Genomic DNA, 18,783 nt, shown 5'->3' on the forward strand with positions numbered 1-18,783 from the left:
GGCGGGGTGGGTCCGGTTGAGGGGGGCGCTGCAAGTACGTCCCTGTAAGCTCGGTCGCCGCATCCATGCGGCTCACGCCCCCTCAACCGGACCCACCCCGCCTTCGACAGTTTCTCGCGAGCTGTCGGAACGGCACTCTGCTCTGGTGGGTGTCGACCTTGGTCGACACAGTAGAGCCACGCCATGCGTGGATGCGTTTCGATTTCAATTCGAAATATTTGATTCCGATTGAGATTCATCCACGCATGGCGTGGATCTACTGGCCACCGGCCAACTATCGAAGGCGGGGCACTGTGGGTTTGCGGGGTGTGAGCCGCATGGATGCGGCGACCAAGGCTACATGGACGTACTTGCGCCGTCCCCGCAAACCCACAGTGCCCCGCCATCCCACGGAATGCTGCTTTGGCCTTTGACGTTGCCCTGGCTTGAAGGCTTCGGCAGGTGCAGGGCGCAGCCCTGCCGAACAACCCTTAATGCAGCAGGGCAGCCACCGCGTCGCGGAACCCCGCCTGGGCCTGCCCGGACTCCGGCGCATGATGCAACTGGCGCACCGCCCGGCCCAACCGCGCCGCGCCCACGAAGCCACAGCTCGCCTGCAGCCGATGCAACTGGCTGCGCAGCTGGCGCTCGTCATGCTGGTCCACCGCCTGCTCGACCGCATCGCGTACGCCCGGCAGCTCGGCCAGGAACAGCTCGCGCAGCGCGATCAGGTGGTTGCGCTGGCCATTGAGCGCGGCCAGTGCCGCAGTCTCGTCCCAGTCCTGTACCTGCAGCTCGACCGCGGCCGGCGCCTGGGCCATGACGATCCCGGCCGGGCTGTTGACCAGGGCGCGGCGCACCGCCTTCAGCAGCTGGTCGCGGCCCAGCGGCTTGACCAGCGTGTCGCTGAAACCGGCCTCGCGCAGGCGCGCATGGATCGAGGTATCGCCGTCGGCGGTATGCGCCAACGCCGGGGTGTCGGGATGTGAACGGCGCAGTTCGCGCAGCAGCTGCGCGCCATTGCCGTCAGGCAGGTTGACGTCGATCAGCCACAGGTCATGCGCGCCGGGCTCGGCGCTGGCCAGGGCACTGGCCAATGAGTCTGCGGTGTCCACGTCCGCCGGTAACGTTTCCAACGCCGCCTTGAAAAAACCGCGGCTGATGATGTCGTCCTCGACAAGCAGGAAGCGGGGCCGGCTGGCCCGCGGGGTCATCTGCATCAGGGCTGCCTCCATGTCAGCTGTTGCAATCATCAAGCACAGCGGCGGCGGGCGCAAGCGGGTCCGGACCCTGCCGGTCAGGATCTGCGACAATACGCCCCCATTTTTGCCCGCAGCCTGTTGCCACGTGGCCCGATCCCGCTCCCGCATCGACCGTACCCCGTTCCAGACCGAGATCCTCGACCTCAGCCATGATGGTCGCGGTGTCGCCCGCCGTGAAGGCGAGGGCGGCAAGGTCACCTTCGTCAGCGGCGCCCTGCCGGGTGAGGTGGTCATGGCCGAACAGACCGCCCGCAGCCGCCATTTCGACGAAGCGCGTACGGTGGAAGTGCTGCAGGCCTCGCCGCAGCGCGTCACCCCGAAGTGCCCGCACTTCGGCACCTGCGCCGGCTGCGTGCTGCAGCACCTGGACGAAGACCAGCAGATTGTCGCCAAGCAGCGCGTGCTGATGGACAACCTGGAGCGCATCGGCCACGTGAAGCCGGGCACCGTGCTGGCGCCGCTGGTCGGCGAGAGCTGGGGCTACCGGCGCAAGGGCCGCTTCTCGGTGCGCCGGGTCGAAAAGAAGGACAAGACCCTGGTCGGCTTCCGTGAACAGGATCCGCGATTCGTCGCCGACCTCAGCCAGTGCCTGACCGTGATCCCGGAAATCGGCACCAAGGTCGAGGCGCTTTCCAGCTTCATCGAATCGCTCGATGGCAAGCGCGATATCCCGCAGATCGAATTCATTGCCGGCGACCAGGCCGTGGTCCTGACCGTGCGTCACCTGCAGCCGCTCAGCGATGCCGACCGCGTGGCCTGGGCCGCCTTCGGCCAGCAGCATGGCTTCGTGATCTACCTGCAGTCCGGTGGCGTGGATACCGTGCAGCCGCTGGACGGGCAGGGCGTGCCGCTGTCGTTCCGGCTGGCGCCGTGGGACGTGGAGCTGGCGTTCCGCCCGCTGGACTTCATCCAGGTCAATGCCAAGCTCAACGAGAAGATGATCGCCCACGCCCTGGACCTGCTGGAGCCGGGTGAGGACGAGCGTGTGCTGGACCTGTTCTGCGGCCTGGGCAACTTCACCCTGCCGCTGGCGCGCCGCGTGCGCGAAGTGGTCGGTGTGGAAGGTGATGCTGGCCTCGTCGCGCGGGCCCGTGAGAATGCCGAGCGCAACGGCCTGACCAACGCCCAGTTCTTCAGCGCCGACCTCACCCAGGACCAGCGCAGCACGCCGTGGATGCGCCAGGGCTTCGACAAGCTGCTCTTGGATCCGCCGCGCTCGGGCGCGATCGAAGTGCTGCAGCAGCTGCCGCTGAAGCAGTTCAAGCGCATCGTCTACGTCAGCTGCCACCCGGGTTCGCTGGCACGCGATGCCGGCTATCTGGTCAACGAACAGGGCTTCACCCTGGTCAGTGCCGGTGCCATGGACATGTTCCCGCACACCGCACACGTGGAAAGCATCGCGGTATTCGAGAAGCGCTGATCGGCTGTCATGCCCATCGCGCATAATGGCGCGATGGGCATCGAAATCGAACGCAAATTCCTCGTCAGCAGTGATGGCTGGCGCGCCGCCGCGCACCGGGTAATCCCGATGGCGCAGGGCTACATCAACGACATGGGCGCGCTCGACCGCGGCACCCAGAACGCCTCGGTGCGCGTGCGCATCGAGGGCGACCACGCCGCGCTGAACCTGAAGTCGCGCACCATCGGCCACACCCGCCAGGAGTTCGACTATCCGATCCCGGTGGACGATGCTCGCGCACTGCTGGCGCTGTGCGTGGGCGGCCTGATCGACAAGCGCCGCCATCTGGTCGAACACGCCGGCCTGACCTGGGAGGTGGACGAGTTCCTCGGCGACAACGCCGGCCTGGTAGTGGCTGAGGTTGAGCTGGACAGCGCTGACCAGGCCATCGACCTGCCGGACTGGGTGGGTGCCGAAGTCACCGATGATGCCCGCTACTACAACGTTGCCCTGGCCAGCCACCCGTATTCAGAGTGGTGAAGCCGCCCAAAAGGGGACGGAGGGGATTAAGTCGTCTTTACCCCATCTGTGCGGGAAACGACTTAATCCCCTCCGTCCCCTTTTATCGAGGGTGTCGGCCCCCATGTGGAAAGGATGAGAATCGACATCTACTCCGACGTGGTCTGCCCCTGGTGCTGGATCGGCAAGCATCGTTTCCAGCAGGGCGTGCAGTTGCTGGGCGCCAACGCGCCTGAATTCGATATCCACTGGCAGCCGTTCCAGCTCGACCCGGACGCGGACGCCACCCCGGTGCCGCTGCGCGAGGCCTATGTGCGCAAGTTCGGCGGCGTTGAGCGTACCGAACAGATCCTCGGCCAGACCCAGACCACCGCGCGGGCCGAGGGCCTGCCGATGGACTTCAGCCAGGGCCAGGTGCGGGTGACCACGCTGCCGGCGCACCGGGTATTGTGGCTGGCGGGCGAGCACGGCGTGCAGGATGCGGTGGGCGAAGCACTGTTCCGCGCCCACTTCGAGCACGGTCAGAACCTGGCGGACCCCTCGGTGCTGATCAAGGCGGGCGCGGCAGGCGGCCTCGACGCGGGTGAAATCACGCAGATGCTGGCCTCCGACCGCGGCCTGGCCGATGTCGAAGCCAAGCTGGCGCAGGCTCATGCATTGGGCGTTTCTTCGGTGCCGACCTTCGTCATCGATGGGAAGTGGGCCATTTCCGGGGCGCAGCCCCCCGAGGCCTTCGCCAACGCCCTGCGCCAGATCGCCGCCGAGCAGGGCGCGCCTGCGGCCCCGGCTGACGGCGACGAGGCCTGCGGCCCGGACGGCTGCAAGGTCTGACCGGATCCGAAAAGGGGACGGAGGGAATTAAGACGTATCCAGCCCGTAGGGGCCGATTGCGGCTTAATCCCCTCCGTCCCCTTTTTCTGACCACTGCGCCTGTCGGCCGGTTCTGCGACAATGCGGCACTGCGCCATGCGGGCGCGCGTTGTGGAGATCGACCATGCTGCTGATCGGCGTCGCCGGCACCGAACTGACCGCCCAGGAACGTGACTGGCTGCAGCACGATGCCGTGGCCGGGGTGGTGCTGTTCAAGCGCAACTTCGCTTCGCGCCAGCAGGTGACCGATCTGAGCGCGGCGATCCGCGCTGCCGCGCCGCGCCCGCAGCTGATCTGCGTGGACCAGGAAGGCGGCCGCGTGCAGCGCTTCCGCGAGGGCTACAGCGAGTTGCCGCCACTGCAGGACATCGGGGCGATGTACGCCACCGCCCCGCAGCAGGCGCTGGCCCTGGCCGAGCAGCACGCCTGGCTGATGGCCAGCGAAGTGCGCGCCAGCGGCCTGGACCTGAGCTTCGCGCCGGTGGTCGATCTGGGCCGTGGCAACCGCGCCATCGGCAACCGCGCCTTCAGTGAAGACCCGCAGGTGGTGGCCGCGTTCACCGCCGCCTACGTGCGCGGCATGCATGCGGTCGGCATGGCCGCCACGCTCAAGCATTTCCCCGGCCATGGCACCGTGCTGGAAGACACCCACGTGGATACCGCGATCGACCCGCGCGCGCTGGACGAGCTGCGCGCCCAGGACCTGGTCCCGTTCCAGGCCGGCATCGCCGCCGGTGCCGACGCGGTGATGATGGCGCACGTGATCTATCCGCAGGTGGCACCGGAACCGGCCGGCTATTCGCCGCGCTGGATCCAGGACATCCTGCGCGGCGAGCTCGGCTTCCGCGGCGTGGTGTTCTCCGATGACATCGGCATGGCCGCCTCGCACAGTGCGGGCGGCGTGCAGGCGCGCGTGCACGCGCATCTGGATGCCGGCTGCGACGTGGTGCTGGTCTGCCACCCGGAACTGGTCGATGAAGCCCTGCACGCCGTGCAGGGACGCTCCCTCAATACTGCTGCGCTGCTGGGCCTGCTGGGCCGCGGCGCGCTCGGCTGGGACGGCCTGCTGGCCGATGCCCGCCATGGCGACACCCAATCCCGTCTGCTTGAAACCCTTGGAAGAACCGTCTGATGCCCAACCTCACCATTTCCCAGGCCCTGGCCCAGGCTGACCTGCTGGTCGACCGCCCCACCATCGACAAGGCCATCGCTGGTATCGCCGACGCCATCGCGCGCGATTACAAGGGCGAGGTGCCGCTGTTCCTGTCCATCATGCACGGTGCGCTGCCGTTTGCCGGCCAGCTGGCGCTGGAACTGGGCGCGCGCGGCCAGGACGTGCAGTTCGATTACCTGCACGCCACCCGTTACCGCGGTGAAACCACCGGCGGCGACCTGGTCTGGAAGCACAAGCCGGCCACCTCGCTGTTCGGCCGCCGCGTGCTGCTGGTCGACGATATCCTCGACGAGGGCTACACCCTGCAGGGCGTGCGCACCTGGTGCCTGGAACAAGGCGCGACCGACGTGCGCATCGCCGCGATGACGGTGAAGAAGCACGACCGCGCGCTGCCGGACGTGACTGCCGACTACGCCGGCATCGAACTGCCGGACCGTTACGTGTTCGGCTTCGGCATGGACGTCAACGAAACCCTGCGCTGCGTGCCGGCCATCTACGCGATGAAGGAATAACGGCGCAGCCGCCCGCGGCGCGTCTTCTTCTGCCGCCGGCATCCTCGGGTGCCGGCGTTCGTCTTTTCATGGAGTGCTTCGAATGCAACAGATCGCCCTGGCCGTGATCGGCGGTACCGGTGTCTATAACCTGGCCAAGCTTGACGACGTGCAGACCCACGAGGTCGACACCCGCTTCGGACGTCCGTCGGGCCCGGTGCGCGTTGGTACGCTGCTCGGCCATCGCGTGGCGTTCCTGGCGCGGCATGGCGAAGGCCATTCGCTGCCGCCGCACAAGATCAACTACCGCGCCAACCTGGCCGCGCTGCAGCAGCTGGGCGCGCAGCGCGTGCTGGCGTTGAACACGGTGGGGGGCATCACCGAACACTTTGGTCCGCGCGTGCTGGCCTGCCCGGACCAGATCATCGACTACACCTGGGGCCGCATCAGCACGATCTGTGAGGAAGAAGGCACCGACGTGGTCCACGTTGATTTCGGCCACCCGTACACACCAATGCTGCGCAGCAAGATCCTGGCTGCGGCCAAAGTGACCGGCGTCACGGTCCATGACGGTGGCTGCTACGGCGCAACACAGGGCCCGCGCCTGGAAACCATCGCTGAAATCGCCCGTATGCGCCGCGACGGCTGCGATCTGGTGGGCATGACCGGCATGCCGGAAGCCGCCCTGGCACGCGAGCTGGGGCTGGATTACGCCTGCCTGGCGATCATCGCCAACTGGGCTGCCGGCTGTGGTGATGGCGAGGAGATCACGATGGCCGAAGTGCTGGCCAACGTGCAGGCGGCCGGCAACGGACTTCCGGAACTGGTGGGCGAATTGGCACGGGGGTGATTGTCTTCCCCGAGCAAGCTTTGCATACTCAGCTTGTGCGCGGGTTCAGCGTACACCACCCATTCATTGCATAAGGTCTCGCATCACCATGCCGAACGGTACCGTCAAGTGGTTCAACGACGCCAAGGGATTTGGCTTCATCTCGCCGGAGGATGGCAGCGCCGACGTGTTCGCGCACTTCTCCGCCATCAACTCCAAGGGCTTCCGCAGCCTGCAGGAAGGCCAGCGTGTCACCTATGACGTGACCCAGGGCCCGAAGGGTGCCCAGGCTTCGAACATCACGCCGGCCGAGTGATCCACTCGACAGTGCGTTGAAAACCCCGCTTCGGCGGGGTTTTTTTTGCGCGGATTGCCCGCGACCCGCTCGCGATCCACCCGCCTCGGGCACAATGCGGCCATGACGGAACGACTGCGCATCGCCGTGATCGGCTACGGCACCGCTGGACAGGCAGTGTCCATCCTGCTCACCCGTGACGGCCACGAGGTGGAGATCTTCGAACGCGTGCCCACGCCGGGGCCGGTGGGTGCCGGTTTCCTGCTGCAGCCCAGCGGCCTGCAGGTACTGTGGCAGATGGGCCTGCTTGATTCCGTGCGCGCACATGCCGCGCCGGTGCACCGCCTGTATGGCGACACGCCGTGCGAGCGCGCGGTGATGGACATGCGCTACGAGGGACTGGATGCGCGCCTGCATGGCCTGGGCATGCAGCGCGGGGCCTTGTTCTCGCTGTTGGACGAGGCGCGCGCAGGCGAGGGCCAGCTGCATGCCGGTACCACCATTACCGAGGTGGATGCCGAACACGGCCGTCTGCGCGACAGCGACGGGCGCACGCATGGCCCGTTCGACCTGGTAGTGGTCGCCGATGGCGCCGCGTCGACGCTGCGCGGCACGATCGCCGGCGGTGCCGGGCTGGACCGCGTGTATCCGTGGGGGGCGCTGTGGTGCCTGCTGCCGGCCGAGGACTGGCCGCACGTGCAGGAGTTGCGGCAGCGTTACGTGGCCGCGCGCAAGATGATCGGACTGCTGCCGGTCGGCACGCGCCCGGGTGATGACACGCCGCGCCTGAGTTTCTTCTGGAGCCTGCCACGCGCCGACTTCGAACGCTGGCAGGCCGATGGCATGACGCCCTGGCTGGATGAACTGCATGCGCTGTGGCCGCAGGCCAGTGCGCGCTTCGCCCATCTGCGTGATGCCGGCCAGTTGGCGCGCGCGGTCTACCGTGATGCGGTGATGACGCGCTGGCACCACGGCCGCATGGTGCTGGCCGGTGATGCCGCGCATGCGATGAGCCCGCAGCTGGGGCAGGGCGTGAACATGGCGCTGCTCGATGCGCTGGCGCTGCGCGATGCGGTGCGCACCTACGGCGGCAGTACGGTCGCGCTGCAGGCCTACCAGGCGCAACGCAGGGCACACATTGCGGTGTACCAGCGCTGGAGTCGTTGGCTGACGCCGCTGTTCCAGTCCGACCGCGACGCCTGGGCGAAGGCGCGTGACGTGCTGCTGGGCCCGATGGGGCGCCTGCCCGGGGGCCGTGGCCACATGCTGCGCGTGCTCAGTGGCACCCAGCACGGCTGGTTCGGTGCACTTGCACTGGATCCGGCGTTCGTCGACGCACTGGCCACCGCAGCGGAGATGCCTCGTATCAACGCGATCACGGCCAATGCGTGAAGCGCGTCGTCACCTGAATTAACGGTTGCCTCACCGCCGATATGCGAGAAGTAGGTTGCACGCGATTGCGCGTCGCCCGTTTTCCTTTCCGTGATCAACATCGCGCGTGGCCCGGGCGGCGCTGCCGTTGCGGCCTGTTGCGGCCCGGATGTGCCGCTGATGTTGAAGAGGAGGACGCCATGTTGTTCGCGGTCGAGGAGCTGGAATCGGAAATCTGCAAGCTGCGCGGATTGCTGCAGATGCTGCACGAGGACCAGCCCGACGTACTGGAGGACGTGTTCGAGTTCCATGTCGGCAGCCTGATCAGTCATGCATCAGCGGAGCACCACGCGCGCATCCGCACCTGCGCGCAGGAAATGCTGGCGGCGATCCAGGCATTGCCGCGACGACGTGAGGGTGACACGCCTGATTTCCAGTTGATGCCGCAGCTGGGCATTCGTCCGGCCTGATTCAAGCCACCGGCAGTTGCACCAGGCCGTTTTCCACACAGGCGACCCTTTGCTCGCCGCGGGCGGGCACGGGCACGATGCCGCCAGTGAATGCGGAGAAGGCCGGCAGCACCGTCATCCGCTCACGCAGCCAGAACGCGGGGAAGCGCCGTCGCAATGGCGGCAAGGCGACCTGCGGATGCAGATGCCCAGCGATCACATGCAGCTCTGCATCGGGCATCGGCTCATGGCGAAGCAGGAACGGCTGCAGCCGTACTTCATCGTGGATCTGTACCTGCAACTGAGCATGCGGCAGCTGGCGGTCGTGATTGCCACGCAGGACGTGCACGTCCAGCGAAGCATTGCGTTCGCGCCATGCCAGCCATTGCTGGTACCACGCAGCGCGATGCGCCGGTCCATGCAGGATGTCACCCAGGATCCACAGCTCGCGACAGGCATGCCTGTCCAGCAGCCCCTGCAGGCGTTGCAGGTCTTCGCCGGTGCCGCCGCTGGGCAATGCGATGCCGGCGCGGCGGAATACATCGGCCTTGCCCAGGTGCAGGTCGGCGATCAACAGCGCCTGCCGCGCGGGCCAGTACAGCGCACGCGCGCCAAGCAGAATCAGCGATTCGCCGGCGCGCAGCAGCGGCAGTTCATCGGCCATGGCGGCGCTCCAGCTGCTGGGCCGCGCGTTGCACGCGGGTGCGCCAGTCCTCGTTGCTGAACTGCCCGCGCTGGCGTTCAGCCCATAACGGGAAGCCCAGTGGCGTGAGTGATGTCGGGTGCTGCACGGAGAGGATCTGCATGCCGATCCTTGCCACGACCTGCTGTAGTCCCGGCAGATCCAGGCTGTCGTGCAGCACTTCGCGTTCGGCCAATGCCAATAGCAGGTGGCCGGGGTCATGCTCGCGCAGTACGTCGTAGAGCAGACCTGCCGAGGCCTGCAGCTGGCGCAGCGATCGCGGCATACCGCCGGGCAGGCTGGGGACCAGCAGGCCCGCTACGCGTGCGATGCCACGGAACTGGCGGCGCGCCAGCTCGCCCAGGTTCACCGCGGCACGCAGATCGTCCAGCAGCTGATCGGGGGTGAACAATGCTCGCCATTGCGCCGCATCCAGTTCGATCGCCTGCGCCGGTGCCAGCACCAGGCCATGATCGTTCACCGCGTAGCCGATGCTGTTGCGCTGCCGGCGGGTACAGCGCAGTGCCAGCAAGGCGGCCAGCGCCTCGTGCACGTGACGGCCGGCAAAAGGGTAGACGAACAGGAACTGGCCGTCGCGGCGCCGCACCTCTTCCACCAGCAGATGCTCTGGACCGGGAAGCGCCGACAACTGCCGCTGCAGTGCCAGCAAGGAGGACAACCAGCGTGATTCGGCACTGTCGTCGGCGCCGGACAGTACCCACTCCAGCTCGCGGCCGAGCGGCATCGACAGTGGCAACTGGCCTCCCTGCCAGCGCGGCACCACACCATCACCGCGCCCTCGTGCCAGCCGCACGAAGGCGGTCATGTCGCGCAGCTGCACCAGTTCCAGCAGGCGCCCGGCGAACTGGAAACGGTCGCCGCGACGCAGGCGGCTGGCGAACTGTTCCTCCACGGCACCCAGGCCACCACCGCGCAGGAACTGCACGCGCACGCTGCCATCGCTGCTGATGGTGCCGATCGACAGCCGATGGCGCAGTACCTGGCGGCGATCGTGCATCCGGTAGTAGCCGTCGGCATCACGCACGACCTTGTGGAAATCGGGGTACTGGGCCAGGGCCTGGCCACCCTGCACGATGAACGTCAGCACGGCCTGCCATGCGTCGTCGCCGAGAGATGCGAAGGCATGGGTACGCCGTACCTGCGCCAGCAGCGCATCGCTGTCGAAGCCACCGGCCAGCGCGCGGCTGATCGCATGCTGGGCCAGCACATCCAGCGACAGCGTCGGCGGCCTGCGCGCTTCGACCACGCCTTGGGCCAATGCACGGCGCACCGCGGCGTATTCGGCCAGCTCCAGTGCATGGCTGGGCACGCACAGGATGGAACCGCTGGCACCCGGGCGGTGACGCGCACGTCCCGCGCGTTGGCGCAGGCGGGCCACGCCCTTCGGGCTGCCCAGCTGCAGTACCTGCTCAACCTCGGGGAAGTCCACGCCGAGGTCGAGGCTGGAGGTGGCAACCACGCAGCGCAGCGCGCCCGCGCGCAGGCCATCCTCGACCTGCTGGCGCAGCGCTGGATCCAGCGAGCCGTGGTGCAGCGCAAGCGTGTCCGGGGCTTCCGGCCAGACCGCGGCCAGCGCCTGATGCCACAGTTCTGCCTGCGCACGGGTGTTGGTGAACAACAGGCTGCTGCGTGCCCGCATCAACGCGTCCAGCACCCGCGGCAGCTGCGCCAGGCCCAGATGCCCGGCCCACGGAAAACGTTCGCCGGGTTCCGGCAGCAGGCTGCGCACGCTGATCGCGCGCGGGCGCACGCCCTGCACGATCGGCGCGTCGGGCTGTCCGGGCAGCAGCACGTCGCGCGCCTCATCCAGGTTGCCCAGCGTGGCCGAAAGCCCCCACAGCTGCACTGCAGGCGCAGCTTCGCGCAACACCGCCAGGTTCAACTGCAGCAGCACACCGCGCTTGTTGCCCAGCAGCTCATGCCATTCGTCCACCACCACGCAGCGCAGCTGGCGCATGCGCGGCAACGTATCCGGATAGCTCAGCAGCAGCGCCAGTGATTCGGGCGTGGTGACCAGTACGTCGATGCGGCCTTCGCGGGCCTGGCGCCGCTCGCGGTTGCTGGCGTCACCGCTGCGCAGCCCGACACGCCATCCCAGTCCCAAGCCGTCGACGACGGCCTGGAGCGCGCGTGCGGTATCACTGGCCAACGCGCGCAAGGGCGTTACCCACAGCACCTGCAATGGGCGCACCGCACTGGCGCGGCGTGGCGAGGGCGGTGGATCGATCAGCGCCTGCAGCAACGGCCCGCCGAACATCGCCAGCGTCTTGCCGCTGCCCGTGGGCGTATGCAGCAACCCGGATTCGCCGGCCAGGTAGTGGCGCCACATCGCGCGCTGGAAGGGCAGTGAGCGCCAGCCGCGTGCCGCGAACCAGTCTTCCAGCCGGCGCAGTGCCTGGCTGCGGGTCATCGCGCCAGCGCCTGCAGGCTGGCCAGCTGATCGGCCTCGCTGGCAGGCTTGTCGTGGCGCCAGCGCAGGATGCGCGGAAAGCGCACGGCGATCCCCGATTTGTGCCGGCTGCTGCGGTTGACCGCTTCGAAACCCAGCTCGAACACCTGTTCGGCGCGTACGCTGCGCACCGGCCCGAAACGCTCGCGGGTGTTGGCGCGGATCCAGCGGTCAAGCGCGAGGATCTCCTTGTCGTCCAAGCCCGAATACGCCTTGGCCACCGGCACCAGCGTGTCGCCGTCCCAGACGCCGAAGGTGTAGTCGGTGTACAGCGTGCTGCGCCGCCCATGGCCAGCCTGTGCGTACAGGAGCACCGCATCGATGGTGAGCGGATCGACCTTCCATTTCCACCAGTCACCGCGGCGTCGCCCAGCCAGGTAGGGCGAGCCGCGTCGTTTCAGCATCAGCCCTTCCACGCCACGTTCGCGTGCCACATCGCGCATCGCCGCCGCCTGCGCCCAGTCGACGGCGGCAACGTCGGGCGACAGCTGGATCCGCACATCGTCCAATGCGCCGATGACCGCGGCAAGCCGCGTACGCCGTTCCTGCAACGGCAGCTCACGCAGATCCGCGCCATCGTGCTCCAGCAGGTCATAGGCGAGCACGCGTACCGGCGTGTTGCGCAGAGTCGCTGCTCCTGGCTTGCGACGCTGGATGCGGGTCTGCAGGGCGGTGAATGCGCGCGGCAGGTTGGCGGTCTCGTCCCAGGCCAGCAGCTCTCCGTCCAGCACGCAGCCCTCCGGCAACGCCATCGCGGCGTGCTCGATCTCGGGGAAGCGGCCATCCAGTCGTTCCTCGCCACGGGACCACAGCGCGACTTCGCCACGCCGGCGCAGCAGCTGCAGGCGTATGCCATCCCATTTCCATTCCAGCAGCCAGTCGTCGATCGCGCCGAGGCGTTCGGCAGGATCGCCTTCCAGAGGGGAGGCGAGGAAGAAGGGGTAGGGCTGCTGGCGGTCGGACGGCAGCTCGTCCGGTGACAGCAGTTGAGCCAGCAGCCCGGGCGAGGGGACCCACTCGCCGAGCATGCGCTGGGCGATGCGTGCGATGTCCAGGCCGGACCATTCCGCCAGTGCCTGCTGTACCAGTCGCTGCGAAACGCCAACGCGCAGGGCGCCGGTCAGCAGCTTGTTGAACACCAGGCGTTCGCTGCTGCACAGCTGCCGCCACCCGGCGACGACCGCAGCGCGGCGTACTGCCTCGGGTTGGTTGGCCACGGCCAGCAGATGCTGTTCGATCCAATCAGCCAACGGGCGGTCGGCGGCTGGCTGCGATGGATCATCCAGCAGCAGGGTCAGCGTTTCGGCCAGGTCACCCACCTGCGCATAGCTGTCTTCCACCAACCAGGGGGGCAAGCCGGATTCTTCGGCAATCCAGCCGCGCAGTTCGCCGCTGGCGGCGATCTTCCGGCGTGCGCCGCCCACCTTGCCACCGCTGAGCAGGTACATCGCCCATGCCGCATCGTGCGCGCGCGCCTGGCGGAAGTAGTCGACCAGGGCTGCACGCTTGTCCAGCGTAGCCGTGCTGCGGTCCAGGCGCTGGTAGAGCGCAGCGAAGGCCTTCATTCCTCGCTCCCGAAATCGGTGCGGAAGGCTTCGGCAGCCACGCCGCGTTCGCGCAGGAACGGAATCAACGCATCGGTATTGCCATGGGTAGCGATCACCCGCTGCGCGCCTGTCTGTTCGATGGTCTGCAGCAGTGCTGGCCAATCGGCGTGATCGGAAATGACGAAACCGCGATCGACATTGCGGCGCCGCCGATTGCCGCGCAGCTGCATCCAGCCGGATGCGAAGCCCAGCTGGTGGCGGCCGAAGCGGCGCATCCAGGGCGTGCCCGCAGCCGACGGCGGCGCGAGGATCAGCTGGCCGGCGGCATCAGGCTGGCGGCCCTGCTCGGCCACGGTGAGCGTCTCCAGCATCGGCACCCCGGCCTGCCGGTACACCGCCACGCCATTGGCGATGGCGCCGTGCAGCCAGGCTGGTCGATCGTCCAGCGGCAGCAGCTCGGCCAGCACCCGCTGTGCCTTGCCCAATGCGTAGCACAGCAGGATCGCGGCTTCGCCACGTTGTTCGCATTCGCGGCGCCACGCCAGGATCTCTGCAGCCACCGCCGGCGTGTCCGGCCAGCGGTAGATCGGCAGTGCGAACGTAGCTTCAGTGATGAAGGTATCGCAGGGCACCACTTCGAACGGTGTGCAGGTCGGATCAGGCTGTCGCTTGTAGTCGCCGGAGGCTACCCATACCTGCTGCCCGTCGTCGATGCGTACCTGTGACGAACCGAGTACGTGGCCGGCCGGATGCAGCGATACCTGCACCTGCCCGAGGCGGAACGGCACACCCTCGGCATGCGCCTGCACCGGCACGTCACCCAGGCGCCAGCGCAGGATCGGCAGGCTGCCTTCGCTGCAGTGGTACTCCCTCATGCCCGGGCGGGCATGGTCGCCGTGGCCATGGGTGATGACCGCGCGCGCTACCGGTCGCCACGGGTCGATATGGAAATCGCCGGCGGCGCAGTACAGCCCCTCCGGGCGCAGCACCACCAGATCGTCGTTGCCTGCCATGCGGTCACTGTGGCCTGCGTCTCGTGCAGAGGGTGAGAACCGGCCTGAACACGGGCTTGGCAGGCGATGCGGCACAATCGGGCCGCAGACCTCTTGCCGCCAGGATGGACCGGATGAGTGGACCCAGCTTCAGCAGCAACGCACCGTATGAAACCCATGTGGTGTTGAACCAGCCGCCGCCGTTCGCAGGGCGACAGTTGTGGACTGACGACGTGGCGCTGATGGAGGCCGTACAGCGCGAAGGCGCCGCCAGCTTCGCGCCGCGACTGGGTGTCTATGGTGCACTCGCCGGTGATGAACTGTACCGGCTGGGCTTCGATGCCAACCGTGATCGTCCGCGGCTGCGCACGCATGATGCACAGGGCCATCGCATCGACACCGTGGAGTTCCATCCGGCCTATCACCAGTTGATGGACACGGCAAAATCGCACGGCGTCGCTGGATTGTCCTGGCATGAGCCGCAGCCCGGCGCGCACGTGGCACGAGCGGTGTTGAGCTACCTGCATCACCAGGCCGAGGCGGGCACCAGCTGCCCGTTGACCATGACCCATGCGGCAGTGGCGGTACTGCATTCGCAGCCGCATCTGGCCGAGTGGGCGCGCAAGGCCGCTGCGCCGGTCTATGACCCGCGCGACGTGCCGGTGGCGGACAAGGCCGGCATCACCCTGGGCATGGGCATGACCGAGAAGCAGGGCGGCTCGGATGTCCGTGCCAACAGTACGCGCGCCGAACCGATCGATGGCGAGCGTTACCGTCTGGTCGGCCACAAGTGGTTCTTTTCCGCACCGATGTGCGATGGCTTCCTGGTGCTGGCGCAGGCGCCGGGAGGCCTGACCTGCCTGCTGATGCCGCGCCGGCTGGCCGATGGTGACCGCAATGCGTTCCGGTTGATGCGGCTGAAGGACAAGCTCGGCGATTGGGCCAACGCTTCCAGTGAGGTCGAGTTCTGCGGCGCACAGGTATGGCGCGTGGGCGAAGAGGGGCGCGGCGTGGCCACCATCATCGGCATGGTGATGATGACCCGCCTGGACTGCATGCTGGGTGCAGCGGCGGAGATGCGCATGGCCCTGGCGCAGGCGCTGCACCACGCACGTCATCGACGTACCTTCGGCAAGCTGCTGGTCGAGCACCCGCTGATGACCAACGTGCTGGCTGATCTGGCGCTGGAGTCGGAAGCGGCCACGGTGTTGGCGATGCGGATCGCACGCGCGGTGGATCGCGCTGGTGTGGATGCCAATGAAGCCGCGATGGCGCGGTTGGGGACGGCGCTGGGCAAGTACTGGCTGTGCAAGCGCGCGCCGGCCTTCGTCAATGAAGCGCAGGAATGCCTGGGCGGTGCGGGCTACGTGGAGGAGTCGATGCTGCCGCGCCTGTACCGGCAGGCACCGTTGAATTCGATCTGGGAGGGCAGCGGCAACATCCAGTGCCTGGATGTGCTGCGTGCGCTGGCGCGTGAACCGGAGGCGATGGCGGCGCTGCGCGGTGAGCTGGCATCGGTGGCTGACCGTGATGGGCGCTATGCAGCGGCATTGCAGCGTTGGGCAGCGGCACCGCCACCGGAGGAAGCGCAGGCGCGGCTGTTCTGCGAGCGCACTGCGCTGCTGCTGCAGGCGGCGCTGCTGCTGCGTGCGCGCAGCCCGATGGCGGAGGCATTCGTGCGTAGCCGGCTGGAAGGGGAGCACGGGCTGGCGTTCGGGACGCTGCCGGCGGGGGTGGAGCTGACGGCGATGCTGGCGCGCGCGCTGCCGTAGGAGGCGGCCAACGGCGGAGCCCCTCGTGGTGGGCGCTGATACTGATGGGTGGGCCGCGCGGGTAGATCGCGCAGGGGGCGCTGCAAGTACGTCCATGTAAGCTCGGGCGCGCCATCCATGGCGCTTACGCCCCTGCGCAACCTACCCGCGCGTCCGTGGACACTTTCCGTACGCGTCCACCACGGAATCAACAGAAAGAGCAGAGAGCGAAAAGCAGAAAAGCCGCGGCAGTGCCGCGGCTTTTCCTGTGCAGCCGAGCCGATGCTCGGCTGGTCGGTAGCGCCGGGCCATGCCCGGCGAACGAACCGTTAGTGCTTGGCTTCTTCCTTGGCGGCGTTGGCCTTGGCGTCATTGGCGACATCGCGGGCCTTGTCGGCGACCTTCTGTGCGGCGTTCGCAGTGGCGTCGCTGGCATGTGCGGCGGCATCGGTTGCGGCGTCCTTGGCCTTGTCGGCGGCGTTGGCGGTGGCGTCTGCAGCCTTGTCCAGCGCCTGCTGGGTATCGGCGGCGGCCTGCTCGGACGCGGCAGCGGTCTTGTCGGCGGCGTCGCGGGTGGCTTCGGCGGCCTTGTCCACGGCGTCACGGGCGGCAGCGCCTGCGCTGTCGGCAGCCTGCTGTGCGTCCTGCTTGGCCTGTTCGGCTTCCGGGCCCTTGCAGGCGGCCAGGGCCAGCAGCAGGGAGGCGGCCAGCAGGGTGGTGGTGATCGGACGAATCTTCATGGCGGTCTCCGGTACTGCAATGGATGGGGACGCCAGCCTATTCATGCCGTTGTGAAGACGGGGTCGCGATGCAGCGGCTCAGTCGTGCGCATTCGAAAAAAGGAAAAGCCGCTGGCGAACCAGCGGCTTTTCCAGAACAGCGTGAAGAAAGAAGTTATTACTTCTTGGCTTCTTCAGCAGCGTCCTTGGCCTTCTCAGCGGTGCCTTCAGCAGCCTTGGCAGCGTCAGCAGCGGCGCCGGCAGCGGCGTCGGTGGCAGCAGCGCCAGCCTGGGCAGCAGCGTCAACCGAAGCGTCAGCAGCGGTGGCGGCGGTGTCAGCGGCCTGCTGGGCAGCGTCGGCGGTCTGGGCGCCAGCAGCGGCGGCCTGGTCGGCAGCAGCCTGGGCTTCGGTGGCGGCTTCGTTGGCCGAAGCAGCGGCGTCCTGGGCAGCTTCCTGCTTCGAGCAGGCGGCCAGGGCCAGAGCCAGGGACATCGCGACCAGCAGCTTGTTGATGCTCATTGTGTGAATCCTCGTCGTTAGAATTAGGCAACGCGCATGCTGCGCGCCGACAACATGATGACAAGCCAAGATTGGGTGTCAAGCGATCCCGCATTCATTTTTGCGAAATCATCGTTAAACCCATTTAAATCAATTCGATGGCGATAGCCGTTGCTTCGCCGCCGCCGATGCACAGGGTGGCAATGCCGCGCTTGCCACCGCGCGTGCGCAGGGCGTTGACCAAGGTCACCACCAGGCGTGCACCGGAGGCACCGATCGGATGGCCCAGCGCGCAGGCGCCACCATTCACGTTGAGCTTGTCGTGCGGAATGCCCAGTTCGCGCATCGGCGCCATCGCCACCACGGCGAAGGCTTCATTGATCTCGAACAGATCGACCTGGTCCAGCGACCAGCCGGTCTTGTCCAGCAGTTTGTGCAGCGCGCCGATCGGGGCGGTGGTGAACCACTCCGGTTCCTGCGAATGGGTCGCGTGGCCGACGATGCGGGCCAGCGGGGTGATGCCGCGAGCGGCTGCATCTTCCTCGGTCAGCAGGACCACTGCAGCAGCGCCGTCGGAGATGCTGGAGGAACTGGCGGCGGTGACGCTGCCGTCCTTCTTGAAGGCCGGGCGCAGGGTCGGGATCTTGGCGATGTCCGAGCGGCCCGGCTGCTCGTCGGTGGTGACCTCGACCTCGCCCTTGCGGGTGGCGACCTTCACCGCGACGATTTCATCGGCGAACGCACCGTTGGCCTGCGCCGCCTGCGCGCGCTTGACCGATTCGATGGCGTAGGCGTCCTGCTCTTCGCGGCTGAACTGGTATTTGTCCACGGCGCATTCGGCGAATTCACCCATCGCCTTGCCGTCATAAGCGTTGACCAGGCCATCGTGGGCCATGTGATCGACCGCCTGGAAGTTGCCGAAGCGGTTGCCGGTGCGCGAGTTCGGCAGCATGTGCGGCGCGTTGGACATCGATTCCATGCCGCCGGCGACAACGATGCTGGCCGAACCGGCCTTGATCAGGTCATGACCGAGCATGATGGTCTTCATGCCCGAGCCGCACACCTTGTTCAGCGTGGTGGCACCGGTCGACAGCGGGATGCCGGCAGCGATCGCCGCCTGGCGGGCGGGCGCCTGGCCGAGGTTGGCCGGCAGCACGCAGCCCATGAGGACTTCGGAAACGTCGCTGGCCGGGATGCCCGACTGTTCCAGGGCGGCTGCGATGGCGGCGGCGCCGAGGGTCGGGGTCGGCACGCCGTTGAACTGGCCGAGGAAGGAGCCGATGGCGGTGCGCTTGGCGGCGGCGATGACGATGTTGGACATGGCAATCTCGTTGATGCGTAAGCAATGTTCGGAAAGGAGACCGGGGGCCGTTGGATGTGCCCCGGTTTCCCGGCAGACTGCGTGGGGGTCGACCCAAGTATAGAGGGTCGGGGAGGGCCGCCGCTGGGCGCGGCCGCACGCCTGCCGGGATGAAGGCAGGACAA

Annotated in this window: 18 protein-coding genes; 10 read left to right on the plus strand and 8 right to left on the minus strand. The window is 67.5% G+C overall.

Features of this window, described 5'->3' with window-relative positions:
* Positions 1-470 precede the first annotated feature (470 nt).
* Complete coding sequence (locus V3B64_RS08010; RefSeq protein WP_032129364.1) at positions 471-1,199, minus strand: response regulator; 729 nt, start codon at positions 1,197-1,199, stop codon at positions 471-473.
* Between the two features lie 127 nt (positions 1,200-1,326).
* Between V3B64_RS08010 and rlmD the strand changes: the two genes are divergently transcribed.
* The 9 genes from rlmD to V3B64_RS08055 all read left to right on the plus strand — a co-directional run bounded on the left by rlmD (position 1,327) and on the right by V3B64_RS08055 (position 8,659).
* Positions 1,327-2,661, plus strand: coding sequence for a 23S rRNA (uracil(1939)-C(5))-methyltransferase RlmD (rlmD, locus tag V3B64_RS08015; RefSeq protein WP_049421257.1), 1,335 nt, complete (start codon positions 1,327-1,329; stop codon positions 2,659-2,661).
* 33 nt (positions 2,662-2,694) lie between these two features.
* Positions 2,695-3,180, plus strand: coding sequence for a CYTH domain-containing protein (locus tag V3B64_RS08020; protein WP_049421258.1), 486 nt, complete (start codon positions 2,695-2,697; stop codon positions 3,178-3,180).
* 114 nt (positions 3,181-3,294) lie between these two features.
* Positions 3,295-3,990, plus strand: a complete 696-nt coding sequence (locus V3B64_RS08025; protein WP_329913917.1) for a DsbA family oxidoreductase — start codon at positions 3,295-3,297, stop codon at positions 3,988-3,990.
* 163 nt (positions 3,991-4,153) lie between these two features.
* Positions 4,154-5,161, plus strand: coding sequence for a beta-N-acetylhexosaminidase (gene nagZ / locus V3B64_RS08030; RefSeq protein WP_329913918.1), 1,008 nt, complete (start codon positions 4,154-4,156; stop codon positions 5,159-5,161).
* The gene (locus V3B64_RS08035; protein WP_005410592.1) at positions 5,161-5,715 is read left to right on the plus strand and encodes a hypoxanthine-guanine phosphoribosyltransferase; all 555 of its coding nucleotides are present in this window, start codon (positions 5,161-5,163) and stop codon (positions 5,713-5,715) included. Before nagZ ends, V3B64_RS08035 begins: the two co-directional genes overlap by 1 nt.
* A gap of 82 nt (positions 5,716-5,797) precedes the next feature.
* Positions 5,798-6,544, plus strand: coding sequence for an S-methyl-5'-thioinosine phosphorylase (locus tag V3B64_RS08040; RefSeq protein ID WP_010482830.1), 747 nt, complete (start codon positions 5,798-5,800; stop codon positions 6,542-6,544).
* A gap of 88 nt (positions 6,545-6,632) precedes the next feature.
* Positions 6,633-6,839 carry a cold-shock protein gene (locus V3B64_RS08045; protein ID WP_005410590.1) on the plus strand — a complete coding sequence of 69 codons (207 nt, stop codon included), beginning with the start codon at positions 6,633-6,635 and terminating at the stop codon, positions 6,837-6,839.
* A 102-nt stretch (positions 6,840-6,941) separates the two neighbouring features.
* Positions 6,942-8,210: an NAD(P)/FAD-dependent oxidoreductase gene (locus V3B64_RS08050; RefSeq protein WP_329913919.1), complete on the plus strand. Its 1,269-nt coding sequence runs from the start codon at positions 6,942-6,944 to the stop codon at positions 8,208-8,210.
* A gap of 179 nt (positions 8,211-8,389) precedes the next feature.
* Positions 8,390-8,659 carry a hypothetical protein gene (locus tag V3B64_RS08055; RefSeq protein ID WP_032129345.1) on the plus strand — a complete coding sequence of 90 codons (270 nt, stop codon included), beginning with the start codon at positions 8,390-8,392 and terminating at the stop codon, positions 8,657-8,659.
* 1 nt (position 8,660) lies between these two features.
* Here the strand turns inward: V3B64_RS08055 and pdeM are convergent, their stop codons facing one another.
* Genes pdeM through V3B64_RS08075 form a run of 4 tightly spaced genes read right to left on the minus strand, consistent with a single transcriptional unit; the run spans position 8,661 to position 14,350 of the window.
* Positions 8,661-9,302: a ligase-associated DNA damage response endonuclease PdeM gene (gene pdeM, locus V3B64_RS08060; protein ID WP_329913920.1), complete on the minus strand. Its 642-nt coding sequence runs from the start codon at positions 9,300-9,302 to the stop codon at positions 8,661-8,663.
* Positions 9,292-11,751: a ligase-associated DNA damage response DEXH box helicase gene (locus V3B64_RS08065; protein ID WP_329913921.1), complete on the minus strand. Its 2,460-nt coding sequence runs from the start codon at positions 11,749-11,751 to the stop codon at positions 9,292-9,294. The genes pdeM and V3B64_RS08065 overlap by 11 nt, the downstream gene beginning before the upstream one ends.
* Positions 11,748-13,355, minus strand: a complete 1,608-nt coding sequence (locus V3B64_RS08070; protein ID WP_032129348.1) for an ATP-dependent DNA ligase — start codon at positions 13,353-13,355, stop codon at positions 11,748-11,750. The genes V3B64_RS08065 and V3B64_RS08070 overlap by 4 nt, the downstream gene beginning before the upstream one ends.
* A complete protein-coding gene (locus V3B64_RS08075; RefSeq protein WP_121504606.1) occupies positions 13,352-14,350 on the minus strand; it encodes a ligase-associated DNA damage response exonuclease in 999 nt (332 codons plus the stop codon). Before V3B64_RS08075 ends, V3B64_RS08070 begins: the two co-directional genes overlap by 4 nt.
* 113 nt (positions 14,351-14,463) lie before the next feature.
* Here V3B64_RS08075 and V3B64_RS08080 point away from each other — a divergent pair, with 113 nt between their 5' ends.
* Positions 14,464-16,101, plus strand: a complete 1,638-nt coding sequence (locus V3B64_RS08080; protein WP_121504605.1) for an acyl-CoA dehydrogenase family protein — start codon at positions 14,464-14,466, stop codon at positions 16,099-16,101.
* Positions 16,102-16,409: 308 nt separating this feature from the next.
* Here the strand turns inward: V3B64_RS08080 and V3B64_RS08085 are convergent, their stop codons facing one another.
* From V3B64_RS08085 to V3B64_RS08095, 3 genes are all read right to left on the minus strand, one after another.
* A complete protein-coding gene (locus V3B64_RS08085; protein WP_014647982.1) occupies positions 16,410-16,820 on the minus strand; it encodes a hypothetical protein in 411 nt (136 codons plus the stop codon).
* A gap of 157 nt (positions 16,821-16,977) precedes the next feature.
* Positions 16,978-17,319, minus strand: coding sequence for a hypothetical protein (locus tag V3B64_RS08090; protein WP_004153024.1), 342 nt, complete (start codon positions 17,317-17,319; stop codon positions 16,978-16,980).
* Positions 17,320-17,443: 124 nt separating this feature from the next.
* Positions 17,444-18,619, minus strand: coding sequence for a thiolase family protein (locus V3B64_RS08095; protein WP_010482849.1), 1,176 nt, complete (start codon positions 18,617-18,619; stop codon positions 17,444-17,446).
* Between the last annotated feature and the right edge of the window lie 164 nt (positions 18,620-18,783).

Source organism: Stenotrophomonas sp. SMYL86 (assembly GCF_036320025.1).
Classification (GTDB): Bacteria; Pseudomonadota; Gammaproteobacteria; order Xanthomonadales; family Xanthomonadaceae; genus Stenotrophomonas; species Stenotrophomonas maltophilia_A.